This is a genomic window from Alteromonas sp. DYW1, from assembly GCF_059752595.1.
On sequence record NZ_CM186038.1, the window covers coordinates 440,739 to 457,446 of the forward strand.

General features: G+C 46.2%; 17 protein-coding genes. 3 read left to right on the forward strand and 14 right to left on the reverse strand.

Translation table 11 applies throughout. From position 1 onward, the window contains the following. Positions 1-6: 6 nt before the first annotated feature. The 7 genes from astD to rpe all read right to left on the reverse strand — a co-directional run bounded on the left by astD (position 7) and on the right by rpe (position 7,728). Entirely contained in the window at positions 7-1,479 is a 1,473-nt protein-coding gene (gene astD / locus AC121Z_RS01965) for a succinylglutamate-semialdehyde dehydrogenase (RefSeq protein WP_498126212.1), read from the reverse strand. Then, positions 1,476-2,516, reverse strand: a complete 1,041-nt coding sequence (gene astA / locus AC121Z_RS01970) for an arginine N-succinyltransferase (RefSeq protein ID WP_498126214.1) — start codon at positions 2,514-2,516, stop codon at positions 1,476-1,478. Before astA ends, astD begins: the two co-directional genes overlap by 4 nt. 19 nt (positions 2,517-2,535) lie before the next feature. After that, a complete protein-coding gene (locus AC121Z_RS01975; protein ID WP_498126215.1) occupies positions 2,536-3,759 on the reverse strand; it encodes an aspartate aminotransferase family protein in 1,224 nt (407 codons plus the stop codon). A 399-nt stretch (positions 3,760-4,158) separates the two neighbouring features. Continuing rightward, positions 4,159-5,340 carry an HDOD domain-containing protein gene (locus tag AC121Z_RS01980; protein WP_498126217.1) on the reverse strand — a complete coding sequence of 394 codons (1,182 nt, stop codon included), beginning with the start codon at positions 5,338-5,340 and terminating at the stop codon, positions 4,159-4,161. A gap of 55 nt (positions 5,341-5,395) precedes the next feature. Further along, positions 5,396-6,010: an anthranilate synthase component II gene (locus AC121Z_RS01985; protein ID WP_498126219.1), complete on the reverse strand. Its 615-nt coding sequence runs from the start codon at positions 6,008-6,010 to the stop codon at positions 5,396-5,398. 5 nt (positions 6,011-6,015) lie between these two features. Then, positions 6,016-7,026 carry a tryptophan--tRNA ligase gene (trpS, locus tag AC121Z_RS01990; protein WP_498126221.1) on the reverse strand — a complete coding sequence of 337 codons (1,011 nt, stop codon included), beginning with the start codon at positions 7,024-7,026 and terminating at the stop codon, positions 6,016-6,018. A gap of 21 nt (positions 7,027-7,047) precedes the next feature. Continuing rightward, on the reverse strand, positions 7,048-7,728 hold the full coding sequence (rpe, locus tag AC121Z_RS01995) for a ribulose-phosphate 3-epimerase (RefSeq protein WP_498126223.1): 681 nt from the start codon (positions 7,726-7,728) through the stop codon (positions 7,048-7,050). A 333-nt stretch (positions 7,729-8,061) separates the two neighbouring features. Here rpe and AC121Z_RS02000 point away from each other — a divergent pair, with 333 nt between their 5' ends. The 3 genes from AC121Z_RS02000 (at position 8,062) to AC121Z_RS02010 (ending at position 9,548) form a co-directional block, all read left to right on the forward strand. Next, complete coding sequence (locus AC121Z_RS02000) at positions 8,062-8,703, forward strand: TorF family putative porin (RefSeq protein ID WP_498126225.1); 642 nt, start codon at positions 8,062-8,064, stop codon at positions 8,701-8,703. Between the two features lie 325 nt (positions 8,704-9,028). Further along, positions 9,029-9,337, forward strand: coding sequence for a hypothetical protein (locus tag AC121Z_RS02005; protein ID WP_498126226.1), 309 nt, complete (start codon positions 9,029-9,031; stop codon positions 9,335-9,337). 64 nt (positions 9,338-9,401) lie between these two features. Next, positions 9,402-9,548 carry a DUF2970 domain-containing protein gene (locus AC121Z_RS02010; RefSeq protein WP_498126228.1) on the forward strand — a complete coding sequence of 49 codons (147 nt, stop codon included), beginning with the start codon at positions 9,402-9,404 and terminating at the stop codon, positions 9,546-9,548. Between the two features lie 12 nt (positions 9,549-9,560). On the opposite strand, the gene AC121Z_RS02015 is transcribed toward AC121Z_RS02010, so the two are convergent. The 7 genes from AC121Z_RS02015 to AC121Z_RS02045 form a co-directional block, all read right to left on the reverse strand. Beyond that, a complete protein-coding gene (locus AC121Z_RS02015) occupies positions 9,561-10,385 on the reverse strand; it encodes a Dam family site-specific DNA-(adenine-N6)-methyltransferase (protein ID WP_498126230.1) in 825 nt (274 codons plus the stop codon). Positions 10,386-10,458: 73 nt separating this feature from the next. After that, the gene (locus tag AC121Z_RS02020) at positions 10,459-11,874 is read right to left on the reverse strand and encodes an SPOR domain-containing protein (protein ID WP_498126232.1); all 1,416 of its coding nucleotides are present in this window, start codon (positions 11,872-11,874) and stop codon (positions 10,459-10,461) included. Between the two features lie 63 nt (positions 11,875-11,937). After that, the gene (gene aroB, locus AC121Z_RS02025; RefSeq protein WP_498126234.1) at positions 11,938-13,008 is read right to left on the reverse strand and encodes a 3-dehydroquinate synthase; all 1,071 of its coding nucleotides are present in this window, start codon (positions 13,006-13,008) and stop codon (positions 11,938-11,940) included. An 18-nt stretch (positions 13,009-13,026) separates the two neighbouring features. Continuing rightward, complete coding sequence (aroK, locus tag AC121Z_RS02030; RefSeq protein WP_498126236.1) at positions 13,027-13,542, reverse strand: shikimate kinase AroK; 516 nt, start codon at positions 13,540-13,542, stop codon at positions 13,027-13,029. Between the two features lie 240 nt (positions 13,543-13,782). Beyond that, the gene (locus AC121Z_RS02035; protein WP_498126238.1) at positions 13,783-15,555 is read right to left on the reverse strand and encodes a type IV pilus secretin PilQ; all 1,773 of its coding nucleotides are present in this window, start codon (positions 15,553-15,555) and stop codon (positions 13,783-13,785) included. After that, positions 15,548-16,096: a pilus assembly protein PilP gene (locus AC121Z_RS02040; protein ID WP_498126240.1), complete on the reverse strand. Its 549-nt coding sequence runs from the start codon at positions 16,094-16,096 to the stop codon at positions 15,548-15,550. Before AC121Z_RS02040 ends, AC121Z_RS02035 begins: the two co-directional genes overlap by 8 nt. Then, positions 16,093-16,707: a type IV pilus inner membrane component PilO gene (locus AC121Z_RS02045; protein WP_498126242.1), complete on the reverse strand. Its 615-nt coding sequence runs from the start codon at positions 16,705-16,707 to the stop codon at positions 16,093-16,095. Before AC121Z_RS02045 ends, AC121Z_RS02040 begins: the two co-directional genes overlap by 4 nt. Position 16,708: the final 1 nt, after the last annotated feature.

The following is a 16,708-nucleotide window of genomic DNA, read 5'->3' on the forward strand; positions in this document are numbered from 1 at the left end:
CTGTAGTTAAAACGATAAACCCGGACTAAGCGTGCCCGGCATAGTGACTTTATCAAGTTCGACCGAAGCCACCGGATAAGCACAGTAGTCGGCTGCATAATAGGCACTGGCACGGTGATTACCGCTCTCGCCGATGCCACCAAAGGGGGCGGCACTGGAAGCGCCAGTAATGGGACGATTCCAATTCACAATGCCGGCACGAATATGGGTTAGGAAATGCTCATAATCATTGCGATCATCAGCGAGCAATCCAGCCGATAAACCAAAGCTTGTCGCATTACCCCAACGAATAGCATCGTCAAAAGAATCGTAACGCACGACTTTTAATAACGGACCAAAATGCTCTTCATCCGGAAGCTCATCAATAATTGCGGTCACATCTAAAATCCCAGGTGTTGCAAACCCTTTTTCTGGGTCCGGCTGGGTCAATTCCAACAGAGATGTGGCTCCCAATGCGCGTAACTTTTCCTGCGCAGTTACCATCTGTGCCGCCGCATTCGCTGAAATCATAGCCCCCATAAATGGTTGTTCAGCAGCGTCATAATCACCTACTTTGATGGCTTTGGTCACCTCAATCAGGCGAGCTAGGATGGCATCCCCTTGAGCACCATTCTGAATAAATAGTTTACGCGCACAGGTGCAACGCTGCCCTGAAGTGACAAAAGCAGATTGCACAATGTCATGCACTGCCGCATCGATATCTGCAACGTCTTTCACGATCAAAGGATTGTTGCCACCCATTTCAAGGGCCAATATTTTGCCTGGGTGGCCAGCAAATTGTTCGTGCAACATCTTGCCCGTGCGTGAGCTCCCCGTGAAAAATAAGCCATCAATGTCGCTATGTGAAGCCAGAGCTTTACCGGTTTCAACTTCGCCTTGTACCAGATTAATTACGCCAGCTGGCAGGCCTGCTTTCTGCCATAACTGTAAGGTATGCTCCGCAACCATCGGCGTCAGGTCACTAGGCTTAAAGACCACGGTATTGCCTGCAAGCAATGCTGGTACGATATGGCCATTCGGCAAATGCCCTGGGAAATTATAGGGGCCAAACACGGCAACGACACCATGTGGCTTATGCCGGATAAATGCTTTTCCTTGTGGCATTGCATTTTCGACTGTACCGGTACGCTCATTGTAAGCGCGCACAGAAATAGCTACTTTGCCGACCATTGCTGCGACTTCAGTTGCGGTTTCCCACTGCGGTTTACCGGTTTCTTTAGCTATTGTTGCAGCCAGTTCGCTCTGGTTCGCTTTAAGTTGCTCTGCAAAAGCTTCAACGATGGCCATACGCTCTGCAAAACTGCGCTGCGCCCATGCGGGGAAAGCCTCTCTTGCCGCTTTCACGGCACTGTCAACGTCTTCCGCTGAAGCACTGACACCTTGCCAGATAACGTTATTTTTAGCTGGGTCAACAGACTGGATGGCATGGCCATGCCCCGCAGACCATTGACCGTTGATGAATAAGGTGTTTTGAGTCATTGAGTATCTCCTAATCGAACCGGCGCGAAGCGAATAAAATCACCGCTTTGGATCTGCAGAGCAGCAGCAACTGGCGCAGTAACCTGTGCAACTTGTCGCTCCTCATCCACAGAGACCGGATTCACAACGCCTCTAAAATTGGCGATGGACGTATTTATTATTATGCTGTCAACGGCACTTTGAGTTGCACTATCAACAATCTCAATTGGTAACTTGCGACTTGCTTGGGCCGTTCGGATATTCTGCAGTTGAGCTTCTACCGTTGGGCCTGCATCAAAAATATCAACATATCCACGACAGCTGAAACCTTCCTGCTCAAGTAACTGCAATGCCGGCTTGGTTTTCTCATGGACCTTGCCGATCACCGCTTGTGCCTCTGGCGACAATAGACTGGTGTAAATCGGGTACTTGGGCATGAGTTCAGCAATGAAGACTTTGTTGCCAATACCGGTTAAATAATCCGCAGTTGGAAAGTCCATGGAAAAGAAGTGCTCTTCTAGCCATTGCCAAAACGGCGAGCAGCCGTTTTCATCACTCACTCCACGCATCTCTGCAATTACAGTGTCGGAGAAGCGCTCGGGGTGCTCAGCCATAAACAAAAAGCGGACTTTTGACAGAAAACGTCCATTCACGCCACCACGAGCTTCTTCGCGTAAAAACAACGTACAAATCTCGGTAACGCCGGAATAATCGTTGCAGAAGGTAAGAATATCCACGGTATTGTGAATGTTTAACTCGCGCGATGCGTGGACGACTTTGCCAACATGATAATGGTAAAACGCATCATCAAGGCCTACCGCAGCCTCGATACCTGTGGTCCCTACCACGTGTTGATTAGCGGTGTTTTCCATTACAAATAAGTAGCTTTGATTACCTGGCTCGATGACGCCATCAACAAACGAGTTTTCTGATTTCTCAATTTTACGGCGCAGTAATCCTTCGTTCACTGGCAGTGAAGTAAAGCCAATACCAGACTCTTCGGCAATGGCATGCAGAGCGGCATAGTCGCTACGCTGAATTGGGCGAATAACATTCATAGTAATGTTACTGCTGCTATTAAGCGGCAGATTCCTGCGTGGCAGCGACGACTTGAGCAACCGCTTGTTCAAAACGCTCTAGGCCTGCCTCAATATCCGCATCAGGAATGACCAACGATGGCGCGAAGCGGATCACGTTGGCACCTGCGACCAAACACATGAGGTGATGCTCAGTAGCTGCCATCATGAAGTCACGTGCGCGACCTTGATACTTTTCATTCAATGCACAGCCAAGCAGCATGCCTTTACCGCGAATCTCACTGAAAACCTGATACTTTTCGTTGATGCGTTCCAAATGCTTTCTGAATAGTGCTTCTTTAGCAACTACGCCATTCATAACTTCTGGAGTATTTACGATATCAAATGCTTTTTCAGCCACCGCGCAGGCCAGTGGGTTGCCGCCGTATGTGCTGCCATGTGTGCCCGGTTTAAGGCTAGCCGCAATCGCTGCGGTGGTCAGCATTGCACCAATTGGGAAACCGCCACCTAATGACTTTGCGGTAGTTAAGATATCTGGTGTTACCCCCAACCCCATGTAGGCATACAGGTGACCGGTACGGCCAACGCCGGACTGAACCTCGTCAAAAATTAATAATGCGTTGTGCTTATCACAAAGTTCACGTACGCCTTTAACGAATGCCACGTCTGGCTCAATGATACCGCCTTCACCTTGCAGCGGCTCCATCATTACGGCACAGGTCGCATCCGAAATCAGAGCTTCAAACGCCGCCAAATCATTGTAGTCACAGTGTTGTATCGCGCCTGGTTTAGGCCCGAAACCATCTGAGTAGGCTGCTTGACCACCAACGGTCACGGTGAAGAAAGTGCGACCATGAAAACCTTGCTTGAAAGAAATAATTTGATTCTTTTCTTCGCCGTAATGATCAAGCGCATAACGACGCGCCAGCTTTAATGCCGCTTCGTTCGCTTCAGCACCTGAGTTGGCAAAGTAGACGCGCTCTGCGAACGTGGCATCGGTCAGCTTCTTCGCTAAACGAATGGATGGTTCGTTGGTGAATACATTACTCAGGTGCCAAAGCTTTTCGCCTTGCTCCTTGAGCACCGCGACTAATTCGGGGTGACAATGACCTAATACATTTACCGCGATACCGCCAGCAAAGTCGATATACTCGTTACCTTGTTGATCCCATACACGCGAGCCCTCGCCTTTAACCGGGATCATGGCTGCTGGGTTATAGTTTGGAACCATTACATCGTTAAACATTTCACGAGTTACATTCATTTAGTTACCCTCAAATAATTCGCAACTGCACTCAGGCAATAGCGTAAATGTGTGCAAAATCTAGCCGACAAGTATGCCATTTCTTCTGCATCTTGTCTCGTTTGATATCGCTGGAGTCCTTGAAAATAAAGGCTTTATGCAGCTAATTGCAGAAAAAATGCATAACTATTTGATTTGCTCAATTTCAACGAAAACCATAACAGCTCGCAGACCAACGAAAATACCGTTATCGGTAATGACAATGTTAATAAAATGTAGAATTGCATAGTTATCTGCAAAAATTTTTAGAACCCAGCAACATGGCTGGTTAAATTGTGTGCAAAAAATGGATGGGGTCAGAAAAGCGGAGCGATGAAATGCGCAAGCCTCAGCTAAAAGCGCAGCAACAAGCGGTTTCGATTATTCAATGTCATCCAGTGTGGAGCTGAAATTTAAGGGTAGATGACGTAAATCTATGCGATTGAGTGCCAACACTTTGGGTTTATCAATACCGCTGGCACGAACCAGACAATTAGCATCACTGCTATCCAAGAGTTTATTGGCTTTGAGCATGCGATACCTGGCATACCATCGTGAGCGTTCAGTCAATCGTGCAAGTGGTAATTCGTCTTTCGCAACGGTTCCTGAGGCAATCGACTGCATTGCTGGAGATACCCCCAAACGCTTAAATTTCATGTAATGCAAAAGGTCTGCAGTGACGATATCAGCATAGTCATTCCACAGTGCACTGAGAAAATTGTTGGAAGGCGTTATTTGCGTTAAAGCATCATGCAAATCGCGCTTTTTACTGGCTTGGGCTCTTTCCAGCGCTTCTCTTTGCTGGCGCTCAAACAATTTGAAGTAAATCCGCGTTACGGCATTTCTACCTAGCGCTTGCAACAGTCCGATCACATAGGCATCGTTTGCCCTGACTTTGTTAAAGGGGGCGAGGTACCGATTAGTCAACGCCACACTCAATGCATAGTGCCAAATATGTTGCTTTATTTCCGGGTATGGGTCAGTAATTTGCGGGATACACCGGCGCACAATCAAAGTTGGGATGATGAGTTGTAAATTCTCAATGTTGATGAAACTGAGTGCTGCGCGCAGCGTTTCAACAATAATCACCTTACCACGCGAGTCTTTGCGACGATGTTGTGGTGCATTGACTATTTTCAATAATTCAGGATACATCCACGGGATCCTTGCCACCAATGGCTCAAGGCGCGGGATTGTGCAGGCTTTTACGGATAACAGGTCGAGTAGTTCAGGCACGCTGTTACTGAGACCCAGCCAGTCGCTAAAAATTGCGCCAGGTAGGCGAATTTCGGTTTCCAAACGACTTAACAACTGCTTGTGAAAATCATTGCGCACCGCATCAACATAGGCTTGTTGTGTCATTTCGGCGCGCTGGCGATTCTCAATTGCTTGTTTCTCGACAATCAGTAATTCTCGACGCGCATAGCCTTGCTCTGAGTCTTCATAGGCAATCACCCCAGGGGTTTCACGACCCATTAACTCATTCGCTTCGAACAGCGATGTCATCATCGTTTCAAAGCGATGATTAAGGATTGCAAGGTGGTGTTCTGATTCTGTCTTCATGCGAGCTTACTGTTGTCTGCCGCCATTTCGGCATACTTTCCTGTTAGATGATAGCTTACCTAGCTTCACCTGTCATAACCGATTGATTATTCGGATGGAATAAAAAGTTGCGCAAAATTTGATGGCCACATTCAGTAAGTAATGACTCTGGGTGAAATTGCACCCCGTAAAGTGGAAAAGTAGTATGCTCGAAAGCCATGATCTCACGTAATTCAGCGTGCTCACTTGCAACCCATGCGGTCACGGTTAACGAACTGGGCAGCGTAGCAGGATCCGCGACTAAAGAGTGATAGCGTGTGGCGATAAAGGGATTTTCGACGTCTTGGAACAGCCCATGTGCAGAATGTTCTATAAATGATGTTTTACCGTGCATAATTTGGCGTGCGTTCACAATCTTTCCACCGAGCGCCTGTGCAATGGCCTGATGGCCTAAACAAACGCCCAGAATGGGGATCTGACCGGCAAATTGTTTCACCACGGCTAGGCAAATACCCGCCTGTTCCGGGCGACAAGGGCCCGGAGAAAGGACAATATACCTGGGTTTCAATCGAGTTATGTCTGCCAACTCGATTTGGTTATTTCGAACAACTTTTACGTTTTGCCCAAGTTCGCAAAAATAGCGGGCTAAATTGTGCGTAAAAGAGTCAAAATTGTCGATCAACAACAGCACAGGAGCTAGCGTATGCGCGGCACAAAACCAACTGCATCATACACCGCTTGCAGGGTTTTTGCAGCGCGCTCAGAGGCCGCTTGCGCACCTGCCTGCATGATACTATCTAACGCACCTTTGTCATCGCGCAGTTCGTGAAAGCGTTGCTGGATCGGTTCCACTAATGCGACTACTGCGTCAGCCACATCACCTTTTAGATGCCCATACATTTTATCTTCATATTCAGGGACTAAGTCATCGATGGTTCGTCCGGTGGCACATGATAATAACGATAATAGGTTGGAAACGCCGGGCTTTTCGTCAACGTTAAAATAGATGCGCGCTTGTTCGTCAGAATCGGTTACTGCACGTTTAATCTTTTTTGCTAACTTTTTTGGTTCTTCCAATAGACCAATCACATTATTAGGATTAGTGTCAGACTTGGACATTTTTTTTGTCGGGTCTTGTAAACTCATCACCCGCGCACCATGCTGCGGAATAAATGGGTCTGGTATTGTAAGGATCTCACCATACAAATTATTAAAGCGTGTTGCGATATCCCTCGTAAGCTCCAAATGTTGCTTCTGGTCTTCACCAACGGGTACTTCATTGGCTTGGTAGAGCAAAATATCAGCGGCCTGCAAGACCGGATAACTGTATAGCCCTACGTTGACATTTTGACTGTGCTTGGAGGACTTATCTTTAAACTGCGTCATTCGGTTTAATTCGCCCATCTGCGCATAGCAATTTAACACCCACGCCAGTTGTGCATGCTCTGGCACATGCGACTGCATGAAGATAGTGCATTTGTTTGGATCAATACCGCACGCCACGTAAAGCGCTAAACCATCCAAACAAGCATCGTAAAGTGCTTTCGGGTCTTGCCGCACCGTAATCGCATGCAAATCAACGAGCATGTATAAGCAATCATGAGTATCCTGCATAGCAACCCACTGACGCAGCGCGCCCATATAGTTGCCGATGGTTAATTGACCTGATGGCTGACAGCCACTTAAAACAATGGGTTTACTACTCATGAGAAAATAACTCTAATCTGCTTATGCTTGGTTTAGGGTGCTTAGTTCGTGCCGCATTTGATCGATAACCGTTTTGTAGTCCGGTTGATTGAAGATTGCGGAACCAGCAACGAACATGTCGGCACCGGCTTCTGCGATGGCGCGAATATTATCGACTTTTACGCCACCGTCAATTTCTAATCGGGTTGACAACCCCCGTTGATTAATCAGTTGTTTCGTTTGACGCAACTTATCTAACGTCGCAGGAATAAATGATTGACCACCAAATCCGGGATTCACCGACATCAATAATACATGATGTAGCTTGTCAATAACATGCTCTAAGACATTGAGCGGTGTGGCTGGATTTAACACCAGACCAGGTTTGCAGCCGGCATCTATAATTAACTGGATACTCCGGTCGACATGTTTGGATGCTTCAGGATGGAAACTGATCATGTCTGCTCCAGCATCAGCAAAACCCACAATCAGTTCATCGACGGGCTCTACCATCAGATGGACATCCATGGGGGCGGTGATGCCATAGGCCTTTAATGCCTTTACCACCATTGGACCAAAGGTAAGATTTGGTACATAGTGATTGTCCATGACATCCACATGCACAATATCTGCGCCAGCAGCCAAGACACGCTCGACGTCAGCACCGAGCGCGGCGAAATTAGCCGATAAAATAGAGGGGGCGATTAAAAAGTTGGAATTCACGTAATCAATCCATCACAACAAACGATGGGCGTAGCATAGCAAATGTTCGCAAATGCTTGATACTATTTATAAATGGCACTAAAGTGGTGCAATTGGAGTGTAATGGTGCAATACGTACGTCTGTCAGCGCTATCGGATTCATGAGATTCTTGCAAAAATACATACAAAACAAGAACTTATGTTTTTTCGTGTAAATGCCTGGCCGCACGAAATGTCGGCACTAGATTTGCGTGGTGTTTGCGTAGAACAATAATAATACACTGCAGACAGAATATTTACTGGCGCTTACATAGCAGAGTAAAAAGCTAAGAATATAATCAATGGAGAACACACATGAAACTCAATAAATTAGCAGCGCTTACAGCACTTGCATTAAGTTCAACCGTGGTAAGTCACACTGCTGTTGCGGGTTGGTCTGCAAACGTCGGTCTGATGTCTGACTATCACTTCCGTGGTATACAACAAGCAGAATCTGCGTCAGCTTATGCTGGTGTTGATTTTGAGTCAGAAGACGGATTTTTCGTCGGTACTTGGGCTGCTGAAGTCGAAGACGGCCTTGAAGTTGACTTGTATGGCGGTTACGGCACAGAGTTCGAGAACGGCGTCGGGATGAGCTTTGGTTTCACCACTTATCAATACACAGGTGATTTTGATTCTGCATACAATGAATTGAACTTTGGCCTGTCTTACAGCTTTGTCAGCTTTGAGTACAGCATCGGTGATTGGGATGGCATTGTGGGTGATGAGGCGAATACCGAATCTAAGTATGAGTTTGTTGCGGTAACACTTGAGCACGAAGGTTTCTATGCGACCTTTGGTAAGTTTGGTCGTGAGTTCTCAGGTGAATACGGTGAGTTTGGTTATTCAACTGAATACGAAGGGTTCGATATTGGTGCTGCATTAATCGTCAGTGGCAGCGAGCTTGATGATAGTGAGTCACTGGTCTTTACCATCGGCAAAACTTTCTCTCTATAAGACGTTTTTCAAAAGTAAAGCGCGGTCGGTTTCCGACCGCGTTTTTTTATATTTTGCAAATCGATATGCATTGTTGCAGTGCCTGATAATGCTGATTGGCATAGGGTTAGTCCAAAGTCTGCTTTGCTCCAGGGGGTATTGTTTGGCGCTCAGACGGTGCTTTTATGCACACAAGTTTTCAGCCATTCACTTGTATCATGTAGTCTTTTTTTATCGTTTAGTCCTCTCTATAGCCGACCAAATGTCAACTTTATCCGATAAGTTTCTTTTCGTATCATTAAACCAGGCGTATACTTACGCTAATGTGAGTTAGGGGAGAACGCTCATGAATTGGAAGTCGTGTAGCAAAAAATCAATCAGTATTGCAGCTGGTGCAGTGGCGTTTAGCGTTGTATTAAGCGCTAGCGCGTTGAAGCCGCAATGGCAAAATAGCTGTGAGCAACAATTTACTGTAGATGTGCAAACCCAAGTCACATGCGCCACAAAAACCAATGACTCCATTAGCTGGTTTGACTGGATTGGTGGTAAATCACGCTCTTATCAATTTCACTTTTTGGATCTACTTGAGCTTCTCTATAGCAACGACTCAGAGCACAACGACCGAGTGGGTTCTGGCCCTACGAGCTCGTTGTAATTGATTGTCCAAAATGACTAACTCTCATGACAGGCCAACCTTTTGGCAAGTCCTAACGAGTGTTATGGCAAGTTTTTTTGGGGTCCAAAGTCAAGCCAATCATCAACGTGACTTTACTCAAACGAGTGTCTTGCCATTTATTGTGGTTGGGGTTGTCATGGTGTTTTTATTGATCGCGGGCTTGCTGCTAATCGTTAATTTGCTGCTTTAATTCTCAGCCTATCTATGGTCGATGGTAGAGTGCGAATAACTCACCAACAGCGACTCTATTGTCTGCATTCTGACTGATTGAACGTTTAACCTTTAACTGAGTTATTGCGGCATGCTGGTAGATGTCACGAGTGAATGGCACATCATGATTACTGATCAATACAGGGATCTGCCGTTTGAATGCTGCATGTTTAGCAAGCTTTGCAAGTTCAACTTGCTGATCTAGACTAAAACCCTTACTGCTATAATCGGTAAACATAGCCGTTGTATTGATAGGTACATAGGGCGGATCGCAATACATCACCGAGCCTTTTCTTACGCGTCTGAAAACCTGATTAAAAGATAAACAAGTAAAGGTCGCGCGTTTCGATTTCTCAGCAAATACTTCTAACTCATACTCTGGAAAATAAGGCTTAACATACCGCCCGAAGGGCACGTTAAACCCCCCACTGCGATTATATCGGCACAGTCCATTGTAACCGTGTCGATTTAAATATAAGAACAAAAGACAACGTTCGTAGAGGTTAGTACTGAGGTTAAACTGATCGCGTAAGGCGTAATATGCTGTTGCTGTATTATTGCGGTCCACAAAAAGACGTCGCGCGTCGTTGATAAAGGTCTGTGGTCGCCGCTTGATAGTTGTATACAGGTTGATAAGATCGGGATTGATATCGTTGAGGTGATATTTTTCAAAGTCGCTATTTAGGAACACTGAACCAGCACCGACGAATGGCTCAACGAGCTTGTCTGCTTCCGGCAGCAGATCGATAATACGTTCAGCAAGACTGTACTTGCCTCCTGCCCACTTTAAAAAAGCGCGGGTCTTTTTATTCTTCATTTTTCGCGCTACTACAGGCGGACTTTGTTGGCAAATTGTAACCATCTGCTCGGATCCAAACAAGCTTTACGCATTAATCCACAGTGATTTGTTGGCGTTTAATTTGTGCAACCGATTTTACGAACGGTGGACTCACTTGGTTGTAAGTCGGCAATTGGCTAATTCCAGCTCTTGCCTGCTCGAGTGTTGGATACATCTGCTTTGCAACCACGACGAACCATGGATTTCCATTAAGTTCTGCCTGATAAACCCAGGTATATTCTGATAACTCATTATCAGCAATAAACTGCTCAGCCAATGCGATAGTGCTAACACCCGTCAATTGGATCACAAATCCATCTGGTAATTCAGCGGGCAGCCATGCAAATGACGCTAGAACCGTATCCGCTAATTGTGATGCATTTGTGCTATTGGCTTCAATGGCTGTATTCGAGTCTGCGGTTACTAAATCTGATCCATTAGCTGGCGCGTTTACCGTGGGTACGGTGGTTGTCTGTGCTGAATTCAGCGATGTTTCTTCAAGCTCGGATGGCTGCTCAGAGCTTGCGTCGGCTCTTTCTTCATCTGGTTTCCAGCGCGCAACCAATAGTTGTTCAGTTACTGAGGCTGCTGGTTCAACGTCAATCGGTGTAGGCGTAATTTCATTGGTGTCGACGTCTGCGTTCTGAGGAGGCGTAGTTGCGGTATCTAGCGTTGTTGCTAGTGGCTCTGACTCTGCAGGTTGAGCCGCTGAAATCGGTGCTTTAGTTGCCTCTGGTAAATCAGTGTTATAACCCAACAGGGTTGCAACTTTTTCTGGGTATTGCCACCAGAGTAATCCACCAAAAATGGTAATAAACAATCCAATAGCGAGGAGTGCAAACCATGGACTGCGAGTAAATACCGGACGAACTTCAGCCGGCTCTTGTGCCATAGCTCGATCTGCCAGCCGGCGCTGGAAGGCTGCGCGCTTCTCGGCAATCAATCGGTCTAGGTCGCTGGTTGCGCCACTAACGGTTTCAGAACTCAGTAATAATGGAGTGGCCGTGTTGGTTGCTGGTAGCCATTGTTGGGCTTGCTCTGCCCAATGAGTTTCACCGAAAAGAACAATATTAAGGTGCTGCTTGTTAGCTGCAAATCGGCTCTGCAACACAAGTTGCCATAACTCGCGCAAAAACTCATTGGGTAATTCTTGGGCTTGCATGATACCAATTAACACAGGGCCATCATGGTGATTCAAGGACTCAAGCAGTTCGTTCAGTGGCCGGATGAAACTGCCTGCAACTTGCCCTAGTAACTGTTGACACAGTTGCCGCCGATATTGGGTGATATCTAAATCTGGGTTGGCGGTAATAAAGGCAACATCGGTGTGCTCGTCTTGGGTTGCTAGGAAGCTTTCCAACGTTTTGCGCTGGGCCGCAATCGTATCACTGCTGACAAAGATCAACTGTGATGAATAGTTCACCATTTGATTTAGGCGTTCATGTAGTTCTGAGTACACGGTGTTCACTGTTTCTTCCACTCTCAACTATAAGTGTAGCGAACGTTCAGACTCTTAGCTTAAGATCCTTGTTTAAGCGTTGGTTAACACTTTCTGAAGGGTCTCATCGCTGATCTTATCAGTAACAATTGCATGTCCAATTGTTGTTGGGATGACAAAGCGTATGCGGCTATCCAAGACTTTTTTATCATGCCGCATGTGTTGCATGTAATTAGCATAATTCATGTCACTTGGACCAGCCACCGGCAAGCCAAACGCCTTGAGTAGATTTTTCACCCGACAAAATTCTGACTCAGAGAACGAAAATTCGCATTCAGCGACACTACAAGCAAGTATAATACCAGCGGCTACTGCTTCACCATGTAGCCAATTTCCATAGCCTTGTTCGGCCTCAATTGCGTGCCCGAAAGTGTGCCCAAGGTTAAGCAGGGCTCGTATGCCACTTTCTCTTTCGTCCTTAGCGACAATTTCAGCCTTTATCTCACAGCAGCGTTGGATTGCGTATTGTAGCGCTTGTGGTTGCTTGGCTTGCAGCTCGCTTATATGATTTTCGAGCCAAATAAAGAAATCGACATCATAAATAATGCCGTATTTGATCACTTCCGCCATGCCTGCAGCAAACTCGCGCTCGGGTAGCGTGGCTAATGTCTGCGTATCAATCAAAACCGCTTGGGGCTGGTAAAACGCACCGATCATATTTTTACCCAGTGGGTGATTAACCGCTGTCTTTCCTCCAACAGAAGAGTCGACTTGCGCTAGCAATGTCGTTGGGATTTGGATGAACGGCATGCCTCGCTGATAAGTTGCTGCAACAAAACCGGTCAAATCACCAACCACACCGCCACCCAGTGCAATCAACGTGGTGTCGCGTCCCGCTTCGCAAGACAGCAATTCAGTCATCACTGACGCATAGGTATCCAAGGTTTTGAATTGTTCACCATCTTCAATAATGATGGTCCGCACTAATTGTTCACCGAGGTGCTTTTCTAACGTTGCTAAGTACAGGGGGGCAATCGTCGAATTCGTTACGACGATTGCTTTTTTCTTGATATTGCTGGCTAGCGCTTCGCAGGATTGAGAGAGGAGCCCCTCTGCAATAATGATTGGGTAGCTACGGTCACCCAAGTCTACCGTTACGCTCATGGGTGATCCTCCGTATGCTTACAATCCGATTTTACTGATTATTTGATTGGCGACCGCGCGCGCACTTTGGTCGTCGGTATCGACAACATAGTCAGCGACTTCTTCGTACATTGGATTTCGCTCTTCAGCAAGATCGCGTAAAACCTGCTCAGGATTGTCGTTTTGTAATAATGGACGACGCTTATCGCGCTGAGTACGTGCGACCTGTTTATCGATAGTGGTTTGCAAGTAAACCACAATACCGCGAGCTGATAAGCGATTGCGAACCGCTTTACTGACAACTGAACCGCCTCCGGTGGCAAGTACGATACCTTGCAGGTCGGTTAAATCGTTAATTACGTTTTCTTCGCGCTTGCGGAAACCTTCTTCACCTTCTAAATCGAATATCCAAGCAATATCGGCACCCGTGCGGCGTTCTATTTCTTGATCAGAATCATAAAATTCAAGGTGGAGTTCATCTGCGAGGTGTCTGCCGATGGTGCTTTTACCTGCGCCCATTGGACCAACTAAAAAGATATTACGTTTTTCAGCCATAGTTTGCTATTTTCACAACTCAATATTGATAATAGGGCAGCGAATTGTTGCTCTGCTGACTACCCGTTCATGCGTGCATTGGGGAAATCGCCCATGTGCACGACTCCTCAGACCTCGTTAAAAATTTCGAGGGCGCGATTATCTCAGTTAAATTGGGCAATATGCAAGCTTCGCGGCGAATTCATTAAAAAAGCCGCAAAAATTGCGGCTCTTTTTAGGCTTAAAAACCCTTAGTTGCGATTACAGGCTTTCGTTCATTATTTTTGGCGTAACAAAGATCAATAACTCACGCTTTTGGTAAATAGTTGATTTATTTCTAAATAATGCACCTACTACTGGCAGATCTCCGATTAGTGGGACTTTGGTAACATCATCTGTGTTGGTTTGCTGGAAAATACCGCCTAACACCACTGTTTCACCATTCTCCACCAACACCTGAGTGCTTATTTCTTGTGTATCTATTGCAACCGCCGGTCCGGTAGACGTCGATACCGTCTCACCGCGGGTATCTTGTGTCACCACTAAGTCTAGAATAATACGATTATCTGGTGTTATATGCGGCGTCACTTTCAAACTTAACACTGCTTTTTTAAACTCAACTGACGTAGCACCACTCGATGTCGCTTGCACGTATGGAATCTCAGTACCTTGCTCGATATAAGCTTCCTGCTGGTTCGCCACGGTTATACGGGGGCTGGCAATAACTTCACCTTTATTTTCTGACTCTAGGGCAGATAACTCCAAGTCTAAAATTGTGCCATCAACCAAACTTGCAACTTGGAAGCCAATACGTCCAGCAGGGTTAGTCACTGGTAAATTTACATTAAGACGATCTGTGATTGACGGGATCACGCCGCCGGCAATGGAGTCAGCGCCTTCAATTGAACCGGAGACACCATCATCGCCCTGGCGATCGGAGAACCCCCAACGAACGCCCAATTCTTCGTCGACATTGTCGCGTACCGTTACCATGCGACTTTCAATCAGTACTTGCTTAACCGGAATATCCAGCTCTTGCACAACACGACGCGCTTCGTCGATGGACTCTTGTGTGTCGCGGATCAATAGTGTGTTGGTGCGCTCATCAACACTGACTACACCGCGGTCACTTAAAATACCGCCACTACCGTTTTTAAGGATCTCTGATAGTCCAAGTGCTTTCGCGTAGTTGACGGTAATGCTGGCAGACTTTAATGGCGCTAGGCTCTGTACTTGTTGTTGACTTTGCAGCTCCTGAGTCTCACGTGCTGTGAGCTCTTCAGCGGGCGCAATCAATAAAATGTTGCCTTCTAATCGTTTCCCTAACCCCTTGATTTTAAGGATCATATCCAGCGCCTGATCCCAAGGTACAGCAGATAGACTAATGGTCACATTGCCGGTTACAGTGTCAGTGGTTACTAAGTTAAAGCCATTGACTTGAGCAATGATTTGTAACACCTGACGGACAGGAACATCTTGAAAATCTAATGATATAGGCTTGCCGGTGTAGGTGCTCTCCTGTTCAAGCTCTTCAACTTGAGCCGCCGTCAACGGCGAAATTTCAACACTTACATTCCCGTCTTCTTCATTTAAGCGTGCAGTAACCTGACCGGTATATTCAATAACGACCCGAGCGTCAGCTTCATCTTGGAAGGTTTCAATGTGTGTGATAGGCGTGCCAAATTCATTGACTGCAATCTTTACAAACTGATCATCAGCTAGGCGTGTTGCGGGTAATGTGACCGTTACTTTGCCCTGTGACTCAATGAGTTGTGGATTGGCGGGTGCAGCATCAAATGCAAGTTTAGCCACCCCTTCGCCATTCGCACCACGGGTAAAATCAATGCCCGTAAGTGTGGCGTTGAATACGCTCTGGATCTCGGCATTTGGATCGAGTAACTCAATATCTTGCGCCCATGCTTTTGCTCCAACACTGCTCGCTGCAGCAAAAACTGCCAGTGACATTGCAACCCACAGGTACTTGCGACCGCGGTTTTGATTTAATTTCTTGTTAAAGATAAAACGCTCAGACATTATCGTTCTCTCCTGCCAATGACGCCATAGTCAGTTCAGTTTCTTTTCGCTGCCAACAGCCAGCGCCATCTGGAAGTAATTCAGTAATTGTCACTGATTGATTTGATATCACGGTAATTTCACCATGAAACAAGCCTAAATGATTACCATAGGAAGCTTTGTGTAAGGCTCCATCGTTGGTTTTAAATAATACCCACTTTTTATTGTTGGCATTAAAAATTCCGGACATGGTTATAGCATCGATTCCATAATTCTCAAGTGGCTCTTTTTTACGGCCAAAATCAGGTTGCAAACAGTTCGCTTTAGCCACTTCAGCCGCAGGTTGTTCAATTGTGCGAGGACGCACAAATGGACTACGTAACTGATTAGCAGAGTAATTAAACGGTGGTTGAACTTCAAACTCCGGGTAAGGTTCAATGCGTACCTGGGTATTCGCTTTGACCTGCTGCGTGTATGCTTGTAAGTCACTAATGTCCGCAGTACAACCGGTGACTCCTAAGACCGTGGCAACAAGGCATAGAGTTAGGTAACTACGCTTCATTGTGCACCTCCAGCATTAGGTGATGAAGTCAGTGCCGTACGATAGGTTTTTGCTTGCATCTGCAATTTGAGGCCATCAGGCTCGCTAACAAGTTCAAAGTCATGCAGTGTCACAATGCGCGGTAGACCGGCTATGGATGAGACAAAGTCACCAAACTCGTGATAGTTGCCTTTAACTTCTAGCTCAATAGGCAGCTCGGTATAAAATTCTTTTGGCACTTCATTCTGCCAATTAAGTAAGCGGAAAGTCAGTCCTGCACTGGTGCCTACGTAAGTGATATCGTCTAATAATCCTGGTGTTTCATTGCTGGTGGGCAAAGAACGTAGCATTGAACTAAAGTCTTCTTCGATGCGAGCTAATTGTTCTTGATAGGCTTCAAGATTAACTGCAATGCGATATTTCGCTTCAAATTCGCGCTTGAGTTCAACCTCTTTTAACTCAGCTTGGTCCAGTTGTGGTAGTTTACTGCTTACGATCAGGTTGTAGCTCAAGATACCGACAACAATTGCAAGCACTAAGGCAACGACAGTTTTGATTTCGAATGGCCAGACAGCAACATTTTCGAAATCCAGTTCGTTCATTTCTTTGAGTTTGGCAAAATCAAACTGCATA

Excerpts from the sequence above, each read along its gene's own strand:
- astD (WP_498126212.1), bottom strand. The coding sequence starts at position 1,479 with ATGACTCAAAACACCTTATTCATCAACGGTCAATGGTCTGCGGGGCAT.
- astA (WP_498126214.1), bottom strand. The coding sequence starts at position 2,516 with ATGAATGTTATTCGCCCAATTCAGCGTAGCGACTATGCCGCTCTGCAT.
- AC121Z_RS01975 (WP_498126215.1), bottom strand. The coding sequence starts at position 3,759 with ATGAATGTAACTCGTGAAATGTTTAACGATGTAATGGTTCCAAACTAT.
- AC121Z_RS01980 (WP_498126217.1), bottom strand. The coding sequence starts at position 5,340 with ATGAAGACAGAATCAGAACACCACCTTGCAATCCTTAATCATCGCTTT.
- trpS (WP_498126221.1), bottom strand. The coding sequence starts at position 7,026 with ATGAGTAGTAAACCCATTGTTTTAAGTGGCTGTCAGCCATCAGGTCAA.
- AC121Z_RS02000 (WP_498126225.1), top strand. The coding sequence starts at position 8,062 with ATGAAACTCAATAAATTAGCAGCGCTTACAGCACTTGCATTAAGTTCA.
- AC121Z_RS02005 (WP_498126226.1), top strand. The coding sequence starts at position 9,029 with ATGAATTGGAAGTCGTGTAGCAAAAAATCAATCAGTATTGCAGCTGGT.
- AC121Z_RS02010 (WP_498126228.1), top strand. The coding sequence starts at position 9,402 with ATGGCAAGTTTTTTTGGGGTCCAAAGTCAAGCCAATCATCAACGTGAC.
- AC121Z_RS02015 (WP_498126230.1), bottom strand. The coding sequence starts at position 10,385 with ATGAAGAATAAAAAGACCCGCGCTTTTTTAAAGTGGGCAGGAGGCAAG.
- aroB (WP_498126234.1), bottom strand. The coding sequence starts at position 13,008 with ATGAGCGTAACGGTAGACTTGGGTGACCGTAGCTACCCAATCATTATT.
- aroK (WP_498126236.1), bottom strand. The coding sequence starts at position 13,542 with ATGGCTGAAAAACGTAATATCTTTTTAGTTGGTCCAATGGGCGCAGGT.
- AC121Z_RS02035 (WP_498126238.1), bottom strand. The coding sequence starts at position 15,555 with ATGTCTGAGCGTTTTATCTTTAACAAGAAATTAAATCAAAACCGCGGT.
- AC121Z_RS02040 (WP_498126240.1), bottom strand. The coding sequence starts at position 16,096 with ATGAAGCGTAGTTACCTAACTCTATGCCTTGTTGCCACGGTCTTAGGA.
- AC121Z_RS02045 (WP_498126242.1), bottom strand. The coding sequence starts at position 16,707 with ATGCAGTTTGATTTTGCCAAACTCAAAGAAATGAACGAACTGGATTTC.